Source organism: Photorhabdus sp. CRCIA-P01 (assembly GCF_003545805.1).
GTDB lineage: Bacteria > Pseudomonadota > Gammaproteobacteria > Enterobacterales > Enterobacteriaceae > Photorhabdus > Photorhabdus antumapuensis.
Map to the genome: position 1 here is coordinate 92,938 of NZ_NMQR01000007.1, position 20,365 is coordinate 113,302.

Consider the following 20,365-nt stretch of genomic DNA (forward strand, 5'->3'; position numbering starts at 1 on the left):
TCCCATACGCAACACACACCAATAAATTGTGCTATGCATAGTGAATTCACCGCTGTTGTTTACACCAAAATGATCTTTCCATGATCGTTTAATGACTCATCAAAAATTATTTACTGCAATATTGTTATATTTTCTGCAATCACAGTTGAATTTTCCCTATGCCTGATAACCTTGATTTTTTTATACGGATATTATTACCAAGATTATTCTTATCCTCGCGTTCATATTTTCTGACAGTCTGCAACACACCGTCAAAAATAACTTCTGCTGAAACAGAAACAATCACCACCAGTAAATAGAATGCCAGAAAAATGCCAATGGAAAGTGGTCCTCCTGCCATGTGCTGAGAAAAAAAACACCACCAATAGGTACAGTGTCAATAACGCTACGAATCACAATATTAAAGAAAACCAATCCAGATCCCCTAAAAATTACGGTCATGACATTCTCTTAACTTACTAATAGATATACCCCACCATTCGTAATAGCGTGTGTAAGTTATATTGGTTTATTTCGTATTTTTCAAGGCAATAAAACTGATTTTAATTTTTATAGATAACTGGTATACATCGGTTTAGCTTAACTTTCAAACCTCAGTAAAAATTGGCTTATATTAAAAGAAAAAGACAACATAGTCCTTTTAAATCAATCAAATACAAAAAAATAAAACATTAACAAATCATTATATGTATTAACAATGGTAAAAAAATGGAAGATAAGACCATAAAAACCATAAAAAAAACAAAAAATAAAATTTTATATCAAATTAAATTAAAATTTAAAAAATACAACAAAATAGATAATAAAGCCGCAACAATTACGTGAGGTAGATTGGATTTTAATAAAAAATTTATCAAAAAATCTTTACATAAAATGATACGAGGTGCGATAGTTGGAAATATATAATGCGGTATTGAGGTTGTTTAGTTAATCCTATTCCTTTTATTTGGGCGGCGCTCCCCTCAGAACCGATATGATATGGCGAGTTTCAACGAGATGACAGGAAGTAACCGTAAAATAGCTGGCATCCAGACCTACCGTGACCATTGAAAACGTGAAGCAAACCATCTGGCGACCAAGTCGTTCAATACAAAATTGAGTATCACAAATATTGCCTGGAGCGCCATACGTATTCGGTGGTAATCCCGAATTCGCTGTCCATCGTGCAGTAGTCAATCTCGTAAGAAATCTTATCTACTCAACCAGCGAAAAACAGATTAAATAATCGCTACAAAAATATCGCCTGGATCACACTTTAAATAACAAAGCATCCTTCCCAACGAAAAGTACCCGCTAACCTTCCGAAAATCTCTTCAAGAAAAGCCGTTCTAAAGCTTCAATTAAGAAACACAAAACAAACATTAAATTAACATTTACGTGCCAATATTGATTATATTATATCAAGACAGGCGCTTTTTATGACGACTGTGAGGTAGACATGAAACCAGAAGATTTTCGCGCCGACAAAAAACGTCCTTTCACCGGTGAAGAGTACCTGAAAAGCCTTCAGGATGGCCGCGAAATTTACATTTATGGCGAACGCGTAAAAGATGTCACTACACATCCCGCATTCCGCAATTCTGCTGCTTCAATCGGTCAGTTGTACGATGCCCTGCATGCCCCGGAAACCCATGATACCCTGTGCTGGAATACCGATACCGGCAATGGCGGGTACACTCACAAATTCTTCCGCTTTGCTACCAGTGTGGATGATCTACGCCAACAACGTGATGCTATCGCTGAATGGTCACGTCAAACTTATGGCTGGATGGGCCGTTCACCTGACTATAAAGCGGCCTTCGGCAATGTACTTGGCGCATTTCCTGAATATTATGGTCAGTTCGCTGATAACGCCCGTACCTGGTACAAACGTATTCAGGAAACAGGTGTTTACTTTAACCACGCCATTGTCAATCCACCCATCGATCGCCATAAACCCGCCGATCAAACGCGTGATGTCTATATTCAGCTAGAAAAAGAAACTGATGCCGGTATCATCGTCAGCGGCGCAAAAGTGGTAGCAACTAACTCAGCCCTGACTCACTATAACTTTATCGGTTTTGGCTCCGCACAAGTAATGGGGGATAACCCTGATTTCGCCCTGATGTTTGTCGCGCCAATGGATGCGGAAGGCGTGAAACTGATCTCCCGCGGCTCCTATGAATTGGTGGCAGGCGCAACAGGTTCCCCATTCGATTATCCCTTATCCAGCCGTTTCGATGAAAACGACGCGATTCTGGTGATGGATAAGGTACTTATCCCTTGGGAAAATGTCCTGATTTACCGTGATTTTGACCGTGCACGTAACTGGGCAATTCAAGCGGGTTTCACCAGTCTGTTCCCATTACAGGCTTGTGTACGGCTAGCGGTGAAGCTGGATTTCATCACTGCCCTGCTACAAAGGAGTTTGGAATGTACCGGCGTGATAGAATTCCGTGGTGTCCAGGCTAACTTGGGTGAAGTGGTTGCCTGGCGTAACCTGTTTTGGTCACTGAGTGATGCAATGTGGGCGGAAGCCAAACCGTGGAAAGGTGGCGCTTATCTGCCAGATACTCAGGCAATACAAACTTATCGCGTTATGGCACCAACGGCCTACACGAAAATTAAGAATATTATTGAAAGTAACGTCACCAGCGGCCTAATTTATCTACCATCCAGTGTCCGTGATATGAATAACCCAGAAATTGATAAATATCTGGCTCGGTATGTTCGGGGTTCCAATGGTATCGATCACGTTGAGCGCATTAAGATTTTAAAACTGATGTGGGATGCCATTGGTAGTGAATTTGGTGGCCGTCATGAGTTGTACGAAATCAACTATGCCGGAAGTCAGGATGAAATTCGTATGCAATGTCTGCGCCATGCTCATGGCTCTGGCAATATGAAAAAAATGATGGATATGGTTGATCGCTGCCTTGCTGATTATGATCAGCATGGCTGGCGTAGGCCACATTTATACAATAATAGCGATATTAACCAGTTAGATAAGCTGCTGAAATAATCGGTAGCAGGAGGCCAACATGTCCTTAGAAAATGAACATCGCCTGCGTTTCAGAGATGCGATGGCGAGTCTGTCAGCAGCGGTGAATATCGTCACCACCGATGGCCATGCCGGATGCTGTGGCATCACTGCCACAGCGGTATGCTCAATCACCGATACGCCACCCACGCTGATGGTATGCATTAACCGCAGCAGTGCTATGAATACCGTTTTTCAGGAAAATGGCCGCCTGTGTGTAAATATTTTAAACCACGAACAAGAATTGATGGCACGCCACTTTGCCGGTATGACTGGAGTCAGCATGGAAGAGCGCTTTCGCTGGAATATCTGGCAGAAAGGAATATTAGGTCAACCGGTGTTAACCGGCACCCTCGCCAGCCTTGAAGGTGAAATTGAGCAGGTTCAAGAAGTGGGAACACATAACGTGTATCTGGTTCACATTAAACATATCACGGTAAGTGAACAAGGCCACGGTCTCATCTATTTCAAGCGTAATTTCCGTCCAGTTATGTTGGAAATTGAAGCCGCCACAGTTTAACTGCTTCTCCATCGAGCAGTGATTGTTCTTCCACTATTCAGGCCTTAAACGGCCTGAATAGCGTTTTTTATCAACACTTCCATTAAACTTCTGATTATTTTTGATATTCACCTGATGAATATACTATTAAATTCAATATTAATATCTTTATATTAGTGTGATCGCCAACCAGGAACATATTTTAACCATATAATAATCTACCGTCCTCCGATCACTTGGATAAAGTACATAAAAAAACCACTTTAGCGACAGATCATGTCACTGAACGTCACTGTACATTTCCGAGTGTATTTCAACCAATAATGCTAATCAGAGGCAATCAACTATGAATAAACCCGCATCCATCGGTTTATTACAACAACCCAAGCCGTTCTTTATGATTTTCTTCGTCGAGCTTTGGGAACGATTCGGCTACTACGGCGTACAAGGCGTTCTTGCTGTCTATTTTGTACAAAAATTGGGATTTTCCCAGGAACAAGCGTTTATTACCTTCGGTGCATTCGCCGCGTTGGTTTATGGTTTGATCTCGATTGGCGGTTATGTAGGTGACCACTTACTGGGAACTAAACGAACCATTGTGTTGGGTGCCATTGTCCTGGCAATCGGCTATTTTATGACTGGCCTTTCCATCCTACACCCTGATTTAATTTTCTACGCCTTGGGAACCATCGCCGTTGGTAACGGCCTGTTCAAAGCCAACCCGGCCAGCCTGCTGTCTAAATGCTATCCACCCAAAGATCCTCGTCTGGACGGTGCTTTTACCCTATTTTATATGTCAATCAACCTCGGCTCGCTGTTCTCACTCGCTCTCGCTCCCGTTGTTGCGGAAAAATTTAGTTATGCCGTTACCTACAATATTTGTGGTATTGGCATGATTATTGCCCTGCTGGTCTATATTTTCTGTCGCAATACGGTACGTAATATTGGTTCTGAACCCGACCATCAACGAATCAACTATAAAAACCTATTCTTGGTATTAGCAGGCAGTGTTGCGATGGTTTACGTCTGTGCATGGCTGATGCACAACGTGAAAATAGCGAATATTGTGCTGATTACCCTATCTGTTATCGTGGTGTTTATCTTCTTCCGTGAAGCATTAAAACAGGATAAAGCTGGCCGCAACAAAATGTTTGTTGCTTTCATTTTGATGCTGCAAGCGATTGTATTCTTCATCCTGTATGCTCAGATGCCAACTTCTCTAAACTTCTTCGCCATCCATAACGTTCACCATCAGTTGCTTGGTTTTGACATTAACCCGGTCAGTTTCCAGGCGCTTAACCCGTTCTGGATCGTTGTTGCCAGCCCGATACTCGCCGCCTTATACACTCACTTGGGTGCTAAAGGTAAAGACCTCACAATGCCAGCTAAGTTTACGGTGGGTATGTTCTTGTGCTCTTTAGGTTTCCTGACCGCCGCCGCTGCCGGTTTGTGGTTTGCAGATGAACAAGGTTTGACCTCCCCTTGGTTTATCGTTCTGGTTTATCTCTTCCAAGGCGTCGGTGAATTGATGATCAGTGCGTTGGGCCTGGCAATGATTGCGGCTTTCGTTCCTCAGTACCTGATGGGTTTTATTCTCGGTATGTGGTATTTAACGCAAGCAACTTCCTCTTTACTCGGCGGCTATGTCGCAGCCCTTACGGCCGCACCGAAAGGTATTACGGACCCATTGCAAACATTACCAATCTATACCAGCGTATTCGGCAAAATTGGTATTGCTACTTTTATCGTCGCTATCATCATGGCGGTCACCGTGCCGTGGCTGAACCGTATGATGAGTGAAAAACAAAAAATATGATTTGATCTAAAATAAAAAAACCTCGCCAAAGGAGGAAATACCGCTCGTTTAAGCATTTTTATTCGAGCGGGTAGTACCTTTTTCAAATTTTCCCGCTACTTACGACATAACTTCCAATATTGTGATTTTTGCTAAGAACCTCCGATTAAACACGGATGCTCACTATTTTATTTAATTATTATTACAATTTTTATTATTAGAAGCACAGTTATAAATTTTATTATTGCGTTTACATGCTATTTAAAAAAAATAATAGCACTGTGACTTTCTGAAAGAATTGAGTGAGATCCTGCTATTTTTCAGCCATTTGCGATCAAATTCCATCCAATTATCAGAAATTACATTTGTTGCCTTTTTTTAATGGGTTTTATGATACCCACGATGCCTGGCAACACAGATGTTTTATTTACTTCATATGCTTATAAAAGGAACCCGCATGAACTCACCAATATCCGAACTCCCTGAAGTGTTGAGAAGCCAGTGTGGTTTTAACTGCCTGACAGATATTTGCCACTACTCTTTTAACGAATTCCGTCAGGAAGTCTGTGATCATCTCTCTTGGTCAGAGACTCACAACCTATATCGTGATGCACAACAGGCACAAAAGGATAATCGACTGCATGAAGCACGCATTCTCAAACGTGCTAATCCTCAGTTACAAAATGCAGTGCACCTTGGCATTACTCTCCCTCATGCTGAACTGCAAAGTTACAATAATGAATTTGGTGGCCGTGCCAATCAGTACGCCACTCCGGGTGCAGCCTCTTCTATGTTTTCTCCTGCCGCCTATCTGACTGAACTCTATCGTGAAGCACGTAATTTACACGCCATCGACTCCGTTTATCATCTGGATAATCGTCGCCCAGATCTGAAATCTCTCGCCCTTAGCCAGCAAAATATGGAGACAGAACTTTCTACACTTTCTCTGTCTAATGAGCTGTTGCTGGAAGGGATTAAAAATCAGTCTAAATTAGACAGTCATGCGAAGGTGATGGAAATGCTGTCCACTTTCCGCCCTTCTGGTGCGACGCCCTATCACGATGCTTACGAAAACGTGCGTAAGGTTATTCAATTACAAGATCCCGGTCTTGAACAACTCAATGCATCACCAGCCGTTGCCGGGCTGATGAATCAAGCTTCTCTGCTGGGAATTAATGCCTCTATTTCTCCAGAATTGTTTAATATTCTGACGGAAGAAATTACCGAAAAAAATGCCAAGGATCTCTATAAGAAAAATTTTGGCAATATCGAACCCGCTTCACTGGCAATACCCGTATATCTTAAAAGTTATTATAATTTAAGCGATGAAGAACTTAGTCAGTTTATTGGCAAAAAATACTATTTCGATGCCAATAAACAGGAATATAGTGACAATCAGCTAATCACAAAGATAATCAACAAAGATGGTTCAGTCTATATTTATCGAATTACCCGGGAATATACCGGAAATGCTAATCAAATAAATGAAGTTAGTCTATTTCCTCTTGGAGGTGAGAGTTATCAATTAAACTATAATTTTAAAATGCCAAAAAATGACACCGTTTACCTGAAAATTGAATTAAACGGTGGTAAAGAACTTGCACGAATAAATATAACTCCTCAGATAAATACCAAATACACAGTTGGTATTACATTAACTACAACTGATATTAGCCAGCCATTTGCAATCGGTCTACAACGAGTAGTTAAGGGAGGAGGGTATTATTATGCTACCGCGAAATTTACCGTTGAAAGGTATAACCAATACTCTTTCCTACTAAAACTGAATAAAGCTATTCGTCTGTCCCGCGCAACAGAATTATCACCAATGGTACTAGAGAGAATTATCCTTAGTGTCAATCAAGAACTGGATATTAACGCGGAAGCATTAGGAAAAGTCTTTCTGGTTAAACACTATATGCAGCGTTACGGTATTAACGCAGAAACTGCTTTGATATTATGCAATGCCGCCATTTCACAACGTGCCTATGATAATCAGCCTAGTCAGTTTGATCGTCTATTTAATACCCCACCACTGAATGGACAATATTTTTCCGCTGAGAATGAAGAACTTGATTTAAATCCAGGTAGCGCTGATGATTGGCGCAAAACGGTACTTAAACGTGCGTTTAATGTTGACGATATCTCACTCTATCGCTTGTTAAAAATAGCTAATCATGGCAATTCCAGTGGAAAAATTGCTAATAACACAAAAAATCTTTCTGCTCTCTATCGAATCCAACTACTGGCTGAAATTCACCAATTAACCATTGATGAGCTAGATTTATTACTGGTTGCCACAGGTGAAGAGAAAAATAATTTATCCGAAATCAAAGATAATGAACTGGCCGCCCTGCTTAACAAACTCTACGCTATTACCAACCGGCTACGCGCACAAAAATGGAATGTGTATCAACTGTTTGTTATGGCTACCACCAGCTATGACACCACACTTACACCAGAAATCCAAAACCTGCTAGATACCGTTTATCATGGTTTGCAAAAATTTGATAAGCAACAGGCAAATCTGCTGGATGCCATGTCTCCTTATATCGCCGCTACTCTGCAATTACCCTCCGAGCATGTCGCCCATTCCATGCTCATTTGGGCAGATAAACTAAAACCTGGCAATGGTTCAATAACAGCAGAAAAATTCTGGCTCTGGTTACGGGATAAATACATTCCGGGTTCATCAAAAACATTAGAAATGCAGGAACATATTGTTCAATATTGTCAGGCATTAGCACAATTGGGCATGATTTACCATTCTTCCAGCCTCAGCGAAAACGCTTTTCGCTTATTTGTAACAAAACCAGAGATATTTGGTTTTCCGACCGGAACCGCACCTAATCACGATGCACTATCGTTGGTAATGTTGACACGTTTTGCTGACTGGGTTAATACGCTGAGTACAAAAGCCTCCACTGTGCTGACTGCTTTTGAAAATAAGACATTGACGGCAGAGCAACTAGCTAATGCCATGAATCTTGATGCTAATTTAGTGTCGCAAGCCTCTATTCAGGCACAAGATCATAAACAGATTACTAAAGAAAATGCTTTCTCCAACTGGAAATCTATCGACATCATCCTGCAATGGGTTAATGTCGCAGGTCAATTAAATACCTCCCCACAAGGCGTTTCGGCGTTGGTTGCGCTAGATTATATTCGACCAGTACAGAAAACTCCGACCTATGCCCAGTGGGAAAACGCAGCAGGGGTATTAACCGCCGGATTGAACTCACAACAGGCCGATACTTTGCACGCTTTTCTGGATGAATCCCGCAGCGCTGCATTAAGCACCTATTATATTCGTCAAGTCGCCAAGGCAGCGGCTGCGATTAAAAGTCGCGATGACCTATACCAATATTTGCTGATTGATAATCAGGTTTCCGCCGCCATTAAAACCACTCGGATCGCCGAAGCCATTGCCAGCATTCAACTGTATGTCAACCGAGTACTGGAAAATGTAGAAAAAAATGCTAATTCAGGCGTTATCAGTCGCCAATTCTTTATCGATTGGGATAAATATAATAAGCGTTATAGCACTTGGTCCGGCGTATCCCAATTAGCTTACTACCCGGAAAATTACATTGACCCAACGATGCGCATCGGGCAAACGAAGATGATGGATACGCTGTTGCAATCCGTCAGCCAGAGCCAATTGAATGCCGATACCGTCGAAGACGCCTTTATGTCCTATCTGACATCATTTGAACAGATAGCCAATTTGCAAGTGATTAGCGCTTATCACGATAATATCAATAATGACCAAGGGCTGACCTATTTTATCGGGCGCAGTGAAACTGACGCTGGTGAATATTATTGGCGTAGTGTTGATCACAGTAAATACAGTGGCGGCAAGTTTGCTGCTAATGCCTGGAGTGAATGGAGTAAAATTGATTGCCCGATTAATCCCTATCAGAGCATTATTCGCCCGGTTATTTATAAATCCCGTCTGTACCTGATCTGGCTGGAACGAAAAGAGATTGTTAAACAAAAGGAAAATAGTAATCAAACTGAGACAGATTACCGTTATGAACTGAAACTGGCACATATCCGTTATGATGGCACTTGGAACACGCCAATCACTTTTGATGTCAATAGCAAGATATCTGCTTTAGAAATAGAAAATAAAGCACTCGGTCTCTATTGTGCCAGTAGCCAAAAAGAAGATACTTTGCTGGTATTATTTTATTGCAAGAAACAAAAACTAGATGATTACAAAACTGCCTTGGTAGAGGGAATGCATATTTTCTCTGATATGGTGTCAAAAGACCTGGATAAGTCCAGTCAACAAAGCAAAATTTACCTAAGTAATGTCTATAAACAGTTTGATACCAATAACATTAGAAGGGTAAATAATAGATATACAGAAAATTATGAAGTCCCTTCATCAGTAAATAACCGCAAAGATTATAGTTGGGGAGATTACTACATTAGCCAAGTATATGGCGGAAATATCCCAGTTATCAGCTATCAAGCCACATCAGGTGATTTAAAAATCAATATCTCACCAAGATTAAAAATAATTCATAATGGCCGTGAAGAGCAACAACATTATCAGTGTAACCTGATGAAAAAATACGGTAAGCTCGGTGATAAGTTTATTATCTATACAAATTTGGGTATCCATCCAGAGGCGTCAAGTAAACAGATTTTTTATCCTGTTTATCAATATAGTGGAAACACCAATAATCTAAATGAAGGGCAACTGTTGTTCTATCGGAATAGCAATTCCGGAGTTGTAATTTTAGCGGATGAAACTGAAAATCACCTCTCATATAAAGAAAGTAAAAACAGTTATGATTATATTAAATACATACCAAACGAATCACCTGATTTTAAAAAAAATTTTATAATGTATGACTGGCAAGAAATAATCACTAATGTCCGGGGACCAATAGATATCAATACTGAAATTTCCCCGGCAAAAGTTCAGGTAACAGTAAAAGCGGGCAGTAATGAGCAACCTTTTACAGCAGATAAACACGTTTCCACTCAACCATCACCTAGCCTGGAAGAAATGTATTATCAGTTCAATACTCTCGAAATAGATGGCTCAGGTCTAAATTTTGTTAATAATTCAGCCAGTATTGATGTCACCTTCACGGCATTTGCCGAGGATGGTCGTAAGCTAGGTTCGGAAATTTTCAGTATACCTGTCACTCGTAAGGTTGATACCGCTAATGCTATGACCCTCCACCATAATGAAAATGGTGCGCAATATATGCAATGGGGAGCTTATCGCATTCGCCTTAATACTCTATTTGCCCGCCAATTAGTTGAACGTGCTACTACCGGAATTGATACGATTCTGAGTATGGAAACTCAGAATATTCAGGAACCGATGATGGGAATAGGCGCTTATATAGAATTGTTTATGGATAAATATAACCCTGATATCCACGGTACTAATAAGTCCTTTACGATTATGTATTCTGGTATTTTTAAATCAGGTGATTATTTTCCCATTTATCAGGGAACATTAAGTGATATAACACAAACAACAGTAAGGTTATTCTTACCTCGTCTTGATGATGCTTTTGGAAATAAAGACAACCTCTATGTCTATGCGGTTTATCAAAAGGGAAAAACAAATGATATCCGCTTTGTTAAAAAGGATAATAATGAACCCGCTATACTCGATACAACTCATAACAAAGGCACTTTCCCAGGGCTCGCATCAGCCACCGTCGTACCTTCTTTCACAGAACCGATGAATTTCAGCGGTGCTAACAGCCTCTACTTCTGGGAGCTGTTCTACTACACCCCGATGCTGGTTGCTCAGCGTTTACTACATGAACAAAACTTCGATGAAGCTAACCGCTGGCTGAAATATGTCTGGAGTCCATCAGGTTATATTGTGCATGGTCAAATTCAGAACTATCGGTGGAATGTGCGTCCACTGTTAGAAAATACTAGCTGGAACAGTGATCCCCTGGATTCCGTCGATCCTGACGCAGTAGCACAGCATGATCCCATGCACTACAAAGTTTCGACCTTTATGCGCACTCTTGATCTGCTAATGGCTCGTGGGGATTACGCCTATCGTCAACTGGAACGGGATACGCTCAACGAGGCCAAAATGTGGTATATGCAGGCGCTGAACCTGCTAGGTGATAAACCCTATCTGCCACTCAGTCCAACCTGGGACGATCCACGTCTGGATAAGGCGGCTGACGCTACCACGCAAAAAGCCTACTCCCGCTCAATGGTTGCCCTGCGACAAGGTGCACCAACACCATCATTATTACGCACCGCAAACAGCCTGACCGATCTTTTCCTGCCACAAATCAATGAAGTGATGATGAGCTACTGGCAGACGTTGGAGCAACGGCTGTATAACCTGCGTCATAATCTCGCTATCGACGGTCAACCGCTGTATCTGCCAATGTATGCCACACCGGCAGATCCTAAAGCATTGCTCAGTGCAGCCGTTGCGACTTCTCAAGGTGGAAACCCTCTTCCGCAAGTATCCATATCGCTATGGCGTTTCCCTCACATGTTGGAAAACGCACGCAATATGGTCAGTCAGCTCACTCAGTTTGGCTCCATATTACAAAATATTATCGAACGCCAAGACGCAGAAGCGCTAAATGCCTTACTGCAAAATCAGGCGGCAGAATTGATATTGACCAACCTCAGCATTCAGGACAAAACCATTGAAGAATTGGATGCCGAAAAAGTTGTGCTGGAGAAAACCCGCGCCGGAGCACAATCGCGTTTTGACAGCTACAGTAAGTTGTACGATGAAAATATCAATGCGGGTGAAGATCGCGCGATATCGCTACGTGCCAACGCCGCCAGTCTCACCACAGCGGTTCAAGCATCACGTCTGGCAGGTGCGGCGGCTGATCTGATACCTAACATTTTCGGCCTCGCTGGCGGCGGCAGCCGTTGGGGCGCCATTGCCGAAGCAACAGGCTATGTGATGGAATTCTCCGCTAATGTCATGAACACCGAAGCAGATAAGATTAGTCAGTCTGAAACTTATCGCCGTCGTCGTCAGGAGTGGGAAATCCAGCGTAATAATGCCGAAACGGAATTGAAACAAATTGACGCTCAACTTAACTCATTGACAGTGCGCCGTGAAGCCGCAGTATTGCAGAAAACCAGTCTGAAAACCCAACAAGAACAGACTCAAGCTCAACTGGCCTTCCTACAACGCAAATTTAGCAATCAGGCGCTGTATAACTGGCTGCGCGGTCGACTGGCGGCTATTTACTTCCAGTTCTACGATCTGGCGGTAGCCCGCTGTTTAATGGCTGAATTGGCTTATCGTTGGGAAACTAATGATACCGCTGCTCGCTTCATTAAGCCCGGAGCCTGGCAAGGAACCTATGCCGGTCTGCTCGCTGGTGAAACCTTGATGCTGAGTCTGGCGCAAATGGAAGATGCTCATCTGAAGCGCGATCAACGGGCGCTTGAAGTGGAGCGAACTATTTCACTGGCCGAAGTTTATGCTGGACTATCCAACGATAAATTCAATCTTGCGGAGAAAATCGCAGAATTAGTGACTAAAGGTTCAGGCAGTACTGGCAACGGCGGTAATAAGCTGGCGTTTGGTACCGGTACCGATACCAAAACCTCACTACAAGCGTCAATTTCATTATTAGATCTGAACATTCGCAGCGATTACCCGGTATCCATTGGTAAGATCCGTCGTATCAAACAGATCAGTGTCTCCTTGCCAGCACTATTAGGACCATATCAGGATGTACAGGCAATTCTGTCTTACGGTGGAGATGCCACCGGGTTAGCTAAAGGCTGTAAGGCACTGGCAGTTTCTCACGGGATGAATGACAGCGGTCAATTCCAGCTCGATTTCAATGACGGCAAATTCTTGCCGTTTGAAGGAATTGCCGTTGATGATAAGGGTACACTAGCGTTGAGCTTCCCAAATGCCACCAGCAAGCAGAAAGCTATGTTGCAAACGTTAAACGATATCATTCTGCATATTCGTTACACGATTATTGAATAATCATTCAACATAACACCAAAACAGGCCCCAAAACGGGGCCTGTAAACAGCCAAAATAATGCATTTTCCAAAAGTTTCCTTCCCTCATCACAAAATATTAAACACCTTATTTTTCATAAAATACCATTTATAATAAATGTAATTATTACAATTATTTACTATATATAATTTCAACTATCATGTACGCAATTATATTTTTTGTTATTGCATCACAACGGCTATTTAAAGAAATTATAGATAATAACGTTATGAAATAGTTAATTATTGAATAATATCTTTTTATTTTCCAGTCACTTTCAACCTATTTCATTTTGTTATCAATCGTCATATTTGCTGCCCTATTTTAATGAATTTACTGTATTCATGGGACTCAGGGCAGCATAAGTATTTTATTTATTTAATATTTAAAAGGAATAAACATGAGCACAATCACTCCCGAACTAACACAACAGGCACAAAAAGCTAACCGACTGCATGAGGCAAGTATCCTCAAACGTGCTAATCCCCAATTACAAAATGCGATACATCTTGCTATTACAGAGCCTCATGCTGATCAGCAAGGTTATAACAGTAAATTTGGTGGCCGCGCCAGCCAGTATGTCCCCCCCGGCGCAGTTGCTTCCATGTTCTCTCCCGCCGCTTATCTGACCGAACTTTATCGCCAGGCGCGGGATTTACATGCAGAAAGTTCCCTTTATCATCTGGATAAACGCCGCCCGGATCTAAAATTACTGCCACTCAGTCAGCAAAATATGGATGATGAAGTTTCTACACTCTCTCTGTCCAATAAAGTGCTGCTGGAAGGGATTAAGACGCTGACCGGACAAAAAAACCATACTGATGTGATGAAAGCGCTATCAACCTTTCGCCCTGCTGGTTCGATGCCATATCACGATGCTTATGAAAATATATGCAAAGTTATTCAGTTACAAAATCCAGTATTCGACCAGTTTAGCCCATCCCCAGAAACAGATATCGCTAAACTGAAATATCAAACTTCCCTGTTGGGGATTAATATCTCCATCTCTCCAGAACTATTTAATATCCTAACAGAGCAGATTACAGATGACGAAGAAGAGATTAAAAAGTTCTATAAAAAAAACTTTGACGATATTCAGCCCTCTTTAATGGCAACGCTAGAATACCTAAAAATCTATTATAATTTGACTGATGAAGAAGTTAACCAGTTTATTGATCAACGAAATATTAGGCTAATACATGAGGAAATGAATTCCGAATATGGTAGCCAACAACCGGCTCAATATTATCTACTCAGGCTTAATAAGATTATTCTTCTGTCACGAGCCACAGAAATGGCACCGGAACTCCTTAAAAACATTGCCTTTAGTAGAACTTATCAGGAAATATCCCAACCTATAGAAATCACCCTGGAATATAGCCCTACTATATACGATGACCTGAACGATATACCAGACATCAATATAGAGATATTAAAGAAAATCTTTCGCGTTAAATACTATATGCAACGTTACGGTATTGATGCTGAGACTGCATTGATTCTGTGCAATACACCAATTTCACAAAATTACTATAGCCGTAGCCCCGATCAATTTAGTCGTTTATTTAATACCCCACCATTGAATGGTCAGGATTTTCACGTTTGGGATGAAGAGATTGATTTAAGCCAAAACAATACTGATAACCAACAAAAAGAAGTGCTTAAACGGGCATTTAATGTCGATGATATCCCGCTTTATCAATTATTAAAGATGACTCATCGTGACAATGACAATGGAAAAATAACCAATAACTTAACTAATATTTCTTATCTCTATTTGACCAAATTACTAGCAGATGTCCATCAGTTAACTGTTAATGAGCTGAATTTACTGCTAGTTGCCATAGGTGAAGGATCAACCAGTTTATCTGGGATCAATGATGACAATCTGGCTGTTCTGATCGACAAACTTTATAGCATTACCCAGTGGGCGCGTACACAGAAATGGAATACGTACCTGTTGTTTATGATGACCACCTCCAACTATAACAAAAACCTGACGCCAGAAATCCAGAATCTGCTAGATACTGTCTACAATGGTTTGCAAGGCTTTAACAGTGAGAACGAGGCAAATCTCCTGTTGAAGATCTCTCCTTATATCGCCGCCGTTCTACAATTGCCATCTGAAAATGCCGCTCACTATGTACTCATTTGGGCAGATCAACTAAAACCGGGCGCTGGTGCAATGACAGCAACAAAATTCTGGGAATGGTTACAAGCTCAACACAATCCAAAACAATCAACTGCTGTCACACCAGAACAAGCAGCCCAATATTGCCAATGTCTGGCACAACTAGCGCTGATTTATCGTTCCATCGGCCTTAGCGAAAACACTTTACGTCTGTTTGTCACACAACCGCAACTTTTTGGTCTTACCGCAGGAACAGCGTCAACACACAATGCATTATCACTGATCATGCTAACCCGGTTTACTGACTGGGTTAACTCTCTGGGTGAAAACGCCTCTTCTGTATTGACCGAATTTGAAAAGGGAACATTAGAGGTAAAACAGTTGGCTGATGCCATGAATCTTGATAAAAATCTACTGGAGCAAGCCAAGACTCAAGCCAAAGTTAATTTCTCCAACTGGTCATCTATCGATACTATCCGGCAATGGGTTAATATCGCGCGTCAATTGAACATGTCTCCGCAGAGCGTTTCAGATCTGGTGGAATTATTAACCTCAACCCTCCCCCTGGCCTATAACAAGTGGGAAAACGTCGCTGCGATATTAACCACCGGGTTGGACACCCAAAAGGCCAATGCTCTGCACACCTTTCTGGATGAGTCTCGCAGTACTGCATTAAGCAATTACTATATTCATAAGGTTGCTAACACAGATGTAAAAATTAAAAACCGTGATGATCTGTACCAGTATTTATTGATTGATAATCAGGTTTCCACCGCGATAAAAACGACTCAGATTGCTGAGGCAATCTCCAGTATCCAGTTATATATTAACCGGGCATTGAAAAACATGGAGGGAAACGCGGTTTCGCAGGTTGTCACCCGGCCATTTTTTACTGATTGGGATCAATACAACAAACGCTACAGCACCTGGGCCGGCATTGCTAAGCTTGTCTACTACCCTGAAAATTACATCGATCCGACGATACGAATTGGGCGAACAAAAATGATGGATACGTTGCTGCAATCCATCAGCCAGAGTCAATTAAATACCGACACGGTAGAAGACGCCTTTATGTCTTATCTGACGTCGTTCGAACAGGTGGCTAATCTGGAAATCGTCAGCGCCTATCATAACAACGCCAACAGTGATCAAGGATTAACCTATTTTATCGGGCACAGTAAAACGGAAGTGAATCAATATTATTGGCGTAGCGTGGATCACAATAAATTCAGCGACGGTAAGTTCCCTGCTAACGCCTGGAGTGAGTGGAACAAAATTGATTGTCCAATAAATCCCTATAAGAGCACTATCCGTCCGGTAATTTTCCAATCCCGCCTGTATCTGATCTGGCTGGAACAGAAGAAAATTACTAAACAGGCAGATAATAATCAAACCGTCGAAGATTATTATTATGAACTAAAACTAGCACATATCCGTTATGACGGTACCTGGAGCACACCAATCAGCTTTGATATGAATGACAGAATCCCCGATGTTTTGAAAATGTCTAAGTCGAAGTTATTAGAGATATCGAAGCTATTAGAACAATTGAAAAAATACCAAGAACAATTAGAAGAAAAACTGGAAAAAGAGCAGAAAAATCAGGAATGGCTGAGATCACAGGGGATAATGCCACTGAAACCACTACTGATTCCACCGGAGCCACAGGAACCACTAAAAAAATCGGACTTGAGGGAATTACAAATACAATGGCAGCAGAAACTGGAACGATGGGAGCAGAAACTGGAACAACCGCCAACTCAGATAGATATATATAATCACCTGAAAGAACTGAATCAACAGGAGATACAGAAGCAACAAAATTTTCTGGAACAACAACTAGGATTCTATTGTGCAAATCATCAAGACAATAAATTGCTGGTAATGTTTTATCAAAAACAGGATGTTTGGAATAAATACACAACAGAAGCACCAATAAAAGGGCTACATATCTCTTCAAATATGCTATCTGAAGATACAAATCTTGGAGATTATATAACTCACATTCGTAAACAATTTGATACCAATACTGAGGCCAATTGCATCATAAAGGTTAATAACCGGTATGAAATCTCTTCATTAGCAGAAACGGATAACGATAATATCCTGACTGTTCACAATGATATAAACGGGGCGCAATATATGCAGTGGGGAGGTTATCGTATCCGCCTTAATACGCTGTTCGCCCGTCAATTAGTCAGTCGCGCCACCACTGGAATTGATACTATTCTGAATATAGAGACCCAGAATATTCAGGAGCCTATTTTATGGAATGATAATTTTATTGCAACATTACCAATATATAGCCCAAGTTTTCACGGTAATAGCAAAAATATCACAATAATGTTAGGCAATGATATAGAAAAACCTGACGAAGAAAATATCATTTATCAGGGTGAATTAAAGGATGAAATTCAATTAATTGATCTTTCCAAAACTTATATATCCGTCATAAATGGTAGTAATAGTACTAAGCCAGGAAATGAGCAGGAGAGTGGCGACTGTTGGATTTATTTATTTGTAAAATACTCTGAAGAACCAAGATACATTGGAGAGTTTTGGTTTATTAATAAAACTAATTTTCAAGGTTATTATCCAAAAGGCTATAGGGAAAATATTGATCCTATTTTTACAGAAAATAAATTGGGAACCGAACCCATGGATTTCAGCGGTGCCAACAGTCTCTATTTCTGGGAACTGTTCTACTATGTCCCAATGTTGATTACTCAACGTTTGCTACATGAACAAAACTTCGATGAAGCTAACCGTTGGCTGAAATATGTATGGAACCCATCCGGTTATATTAAACATGGTCAGATTCAGCACTACCACTGGAATGTTCGCCCATTATTGGAAGATACCCGTTGGAACGATGATCCACTAAATTCAGTCGATCCTGATGCTGTAGCACAATATGATCCAATGCATTACAAAGTCGCTACCTTTATGCGTACTCTTGATCTGTTGCTGGACCGTGGCGATTACGCCTATCGTCAGTTAGAACGAGACACGCTTAACGAAGCTAAGATGTGGTATATGCAGGCACTGCATCTGTTAGGCGATAAACCTGATTTATCGTTCAGTTCAGAGTGGGGTAAGCTGAGTTTAGGTGATGCGGCCAAAACGGAAAAACAAGAGCAACACGCCCAAGCAATGTCCGCCCTGCGACAAGGTGATGTTAGTCGGCACAACAATCCGACAGATCTTTTCTTGCCACAGGTCAATGAAGTGATGCAAAACTACTGGCAGAAACTGGAACAACGGCTGTACAACCTACGCCATAACCTCTCTATCGACGGCCAACCGCTACATCTGCCTATTTACGCTACACCAACGGATCCAAAAGCATTACTTAGCGCCGCTGTCGCTAGCTCCCAGGGTGGAGCGGCTCTATCTCAGCCATTTATGTCACTGTGGCGTTTCCCACACATGCTGGAAAACGCGCGTAGTATGGTAAGCCAGCTCACTCAATTCGGCTCTACGCTACAAAATATTATCGAACGTCAGGATGCGGAAGCTTTAAACACGCTCTTGCAGAATCAAGCAGCCGAACTGATATTGACTAATCTCAGCATACAGGACAAAACCATCGCAGAGCTGGATGCGGAAAAAACCGTACTAGAAAAATCCAAAGCCGGGGCACAATCACGCTTTGACAGCTACAAAAAGTTATACGACGAAAATATCAATGCGGGTGAAAACCGGGCTATGACATTGCATGCCTCCGTTGCCGGCCTCGGCACCGCCCTGCAAGCATCACGTCTGGCAGGTGCCGCACTGGATCTGGCACCCAACATTTTCGGTCTCGCTGATGGCGGTAGCCGTTGGGGAGCGATTGCCGAAGCAACAGGTAATGTCATGGAATTCTCCGCCAGTGTGATGAACACCGAAGCAGACAAAATCAGCCAGTCCGAAGCCTATCGCCGTCGTCGTCAAGAGTGGGAAATCCAGCGCAATCATGCCGAAACAGAGATAAAACAGATCGATGCTCAACTTCAATCACTGGCAATACGCCATGAAGCTGCGGTGTTGCAGAAAACCAGCCTGAAAACCCAACAGGAACAAACCCACGCACAATTGGTCTTCCTACAACGTAAATTCAGTAATCAAGCGTTGTACTACTGGCTACGTGGTCGGCTAGCTACTATTTATTTCCAATTTTACGATTTGGCCGTAGCGCGTTGTCTGATGGCTGAAATGGCTTATCGTTGGGAGACTAATGATGCTGCGGCAAGCTTTATCAAACCCGGCGCCTGGCAGGGAACCCATGCTGGTTTACTGGCTGGTGAAACCTTGATGCTGAATTTGGCACAAATGGAAGATGCCCATTTGAGGTGGGATCAACGCGCTCTGGAAGTGGAACGTACTGTTTCATTAGTAGACGTTTATACTGAGCCTAATAACGATAGAATTGATTTGACAGCCAAAATCACTGACTTACTCGAAAAAAGTAAAGGTAACTTTGGCAATGACAATAATGGCATCCGTCTCCATGACAATAAATTGATAGCCACAGTCAATCTTGCCAGTCTGAAAATTCATGAAGACTACCCGGCATCTGCTAACGAAACCCGACGCATCAAGCAGATCAGTGTCACCTTACCAGCCCTATTAGGACCATATCAGGATGTACAAGCCATTCTGTCCTACGGAGGAAGTGAAACCGGGTTAGCTGAAAGCTGTAAATCACTGGCGATCTCTCATGGGATAAATGACAGTGGTCAATTCCAGTTGGATTTTAACAATGGCAAGTTCCTGCCGTTTGAAGGGATAGCGATTAACGATACCGGCATATTAACACTCAGTTTTCCGAATGCGACTGACAAACAAAAAAACATGTTGCAGACACTGAGTGATATCATTCTGCATATTCGCTACACCATCCGCCAATAACCACCTCAATTAAATACTAAAAACAGGCT

General features: G+C 41.8%; 6 protein-coding genes and 1 pseudogene. 5 read left to right on the top strand and 2 right to left on the bottom strand.

Annotation, left to right across the window (positions count from 1 at the left end):
* Positions 1-139: 139 nt before the first annotated feature.
* Positions 140-343, bottom strand: a pseudogene (locus D3222_RS25430) (DUF6347 domain-containing protein); the annotation flags it as partial.
* Positions 344-942: 599 nt separating this feature from the next.
* Entirely contained in the window at positions 943-1,176 is a 234-nt protein-coding gene (locus tag D3222_RS24980) for a hypothetical protein (RefSeq protein ID WP_157975300.1), read from the bottom strand.
* A gap of 262 nt (positions 1,177-1,438) precedes the next feature.
* Here D3222_RS24980 and hpaB point away from each other — a divergent pair, with 262 nt between their 5' ends.
* The 5 genes from hpaB (at position 1,439) to D3222_RS06990 (ending at position 20,336) form a co-directional block, all read left to right on the top strand.
* Complete coding sequence (gene hpaB / locus D3222_RS06970; RefSeq protein ID WP_118985511.1) at positions 1,439-3,001, top strand: 4-hydroxyphenylacetate 3-monooxygenase, oxygenase component; 1,563 nt, start codon at positions 1,439-1,441, stop codon at positions 2,999-3,001.
* A gap of 19 nt (positions 3,002-3,020) precedes the next feature.
* Positions 3,021-3,539, top strand: a complete 519-nt coding sequence (gene hpaC / locus D3222_RS06975; protein ID WP_118985512.1) for a 4-hydroxyphenylacetate 3-monooxygenase, reductase component — start codon at positions 3,021-3,023, stop codon at positions 3,537-3,539.
* 325 nt (positions 3,540-3,864) lie between these two features.
* Positions 3,865-5,334 carry a dipeptide/tripeptide permease DtpB gene (gene dtpB, locus D3222_RS06980; protein ID WP_118985513.1) on the top strand — a complete coding sequence of 490 codons (1,470 nt, stop codon included), beginning with the start codon at positions 3,865-3,867 and terminating at the stop codon, positions 5,332-5,334.
* Between the two features lie 436 nt (positions 5,335-5,770).
* Entirely contained in the window at positions 5,771-13,294 is a 7,524-nt protein-coding gene (locus D3222_RS06985) for a neuraminidase-like domain-containing protein (protein ID WP_118985514.1), read from the top strand.
* A gap of 418 nt (positions 13,295-13,712) precedes the next feature.
* A complete protein-coding gene (locus D3222_RS06990) occupies positions 13,713-20,336 on the top strand; it encodes a neuraminidase-like domain-containing protein (RefSeq protein ID WP_118985515.1) in 6,624 nt (2,207 codons plus the stop codon).
* The last annotated feature ends 29 nt before the right edge of the window (positions 20,337-20,365 follow it).

What these genes read in the sequence shown, in the direction of transcription:
- D3222_RS06985 (WP_118985514.1), top strand. Translation starts at nt 5,771, where the DNA reads ATGAACTCACCAATATCCGAACTCCCTGAAGTGTTGAGAAGCCAGTGT.
- hpaC (WP_118985512.1), top strand. Translation starts at nt 3,021, where the DNA reads ATGTCCTTAGAAAATGAACATCGCCTGCGTTTCAGAGATGCGATGGCG.
- dtpB (WP_118985513.1), top strand. Translation starts at nt 3,865, where the DNA reads ATGAATAAACCCGCATCCATCGGTTTATTACAACAACCCAAGCCGTTC.
- D3222_RS06990 (WP_118985515.1), top strand. Translation starts at nt 13,713, where the DNA reads ATGAGCACAATCACTCCCGAACTAACACAACAGGCACAAAAAGCTAAC.
- hpaB (WP_118985511.1), top strand. Translation starts at nt 1,439, where the DNA reads ATGAAACCAGAAGATTTTCGCGCCGACAAAAAACGTCCTTTCACCGGT.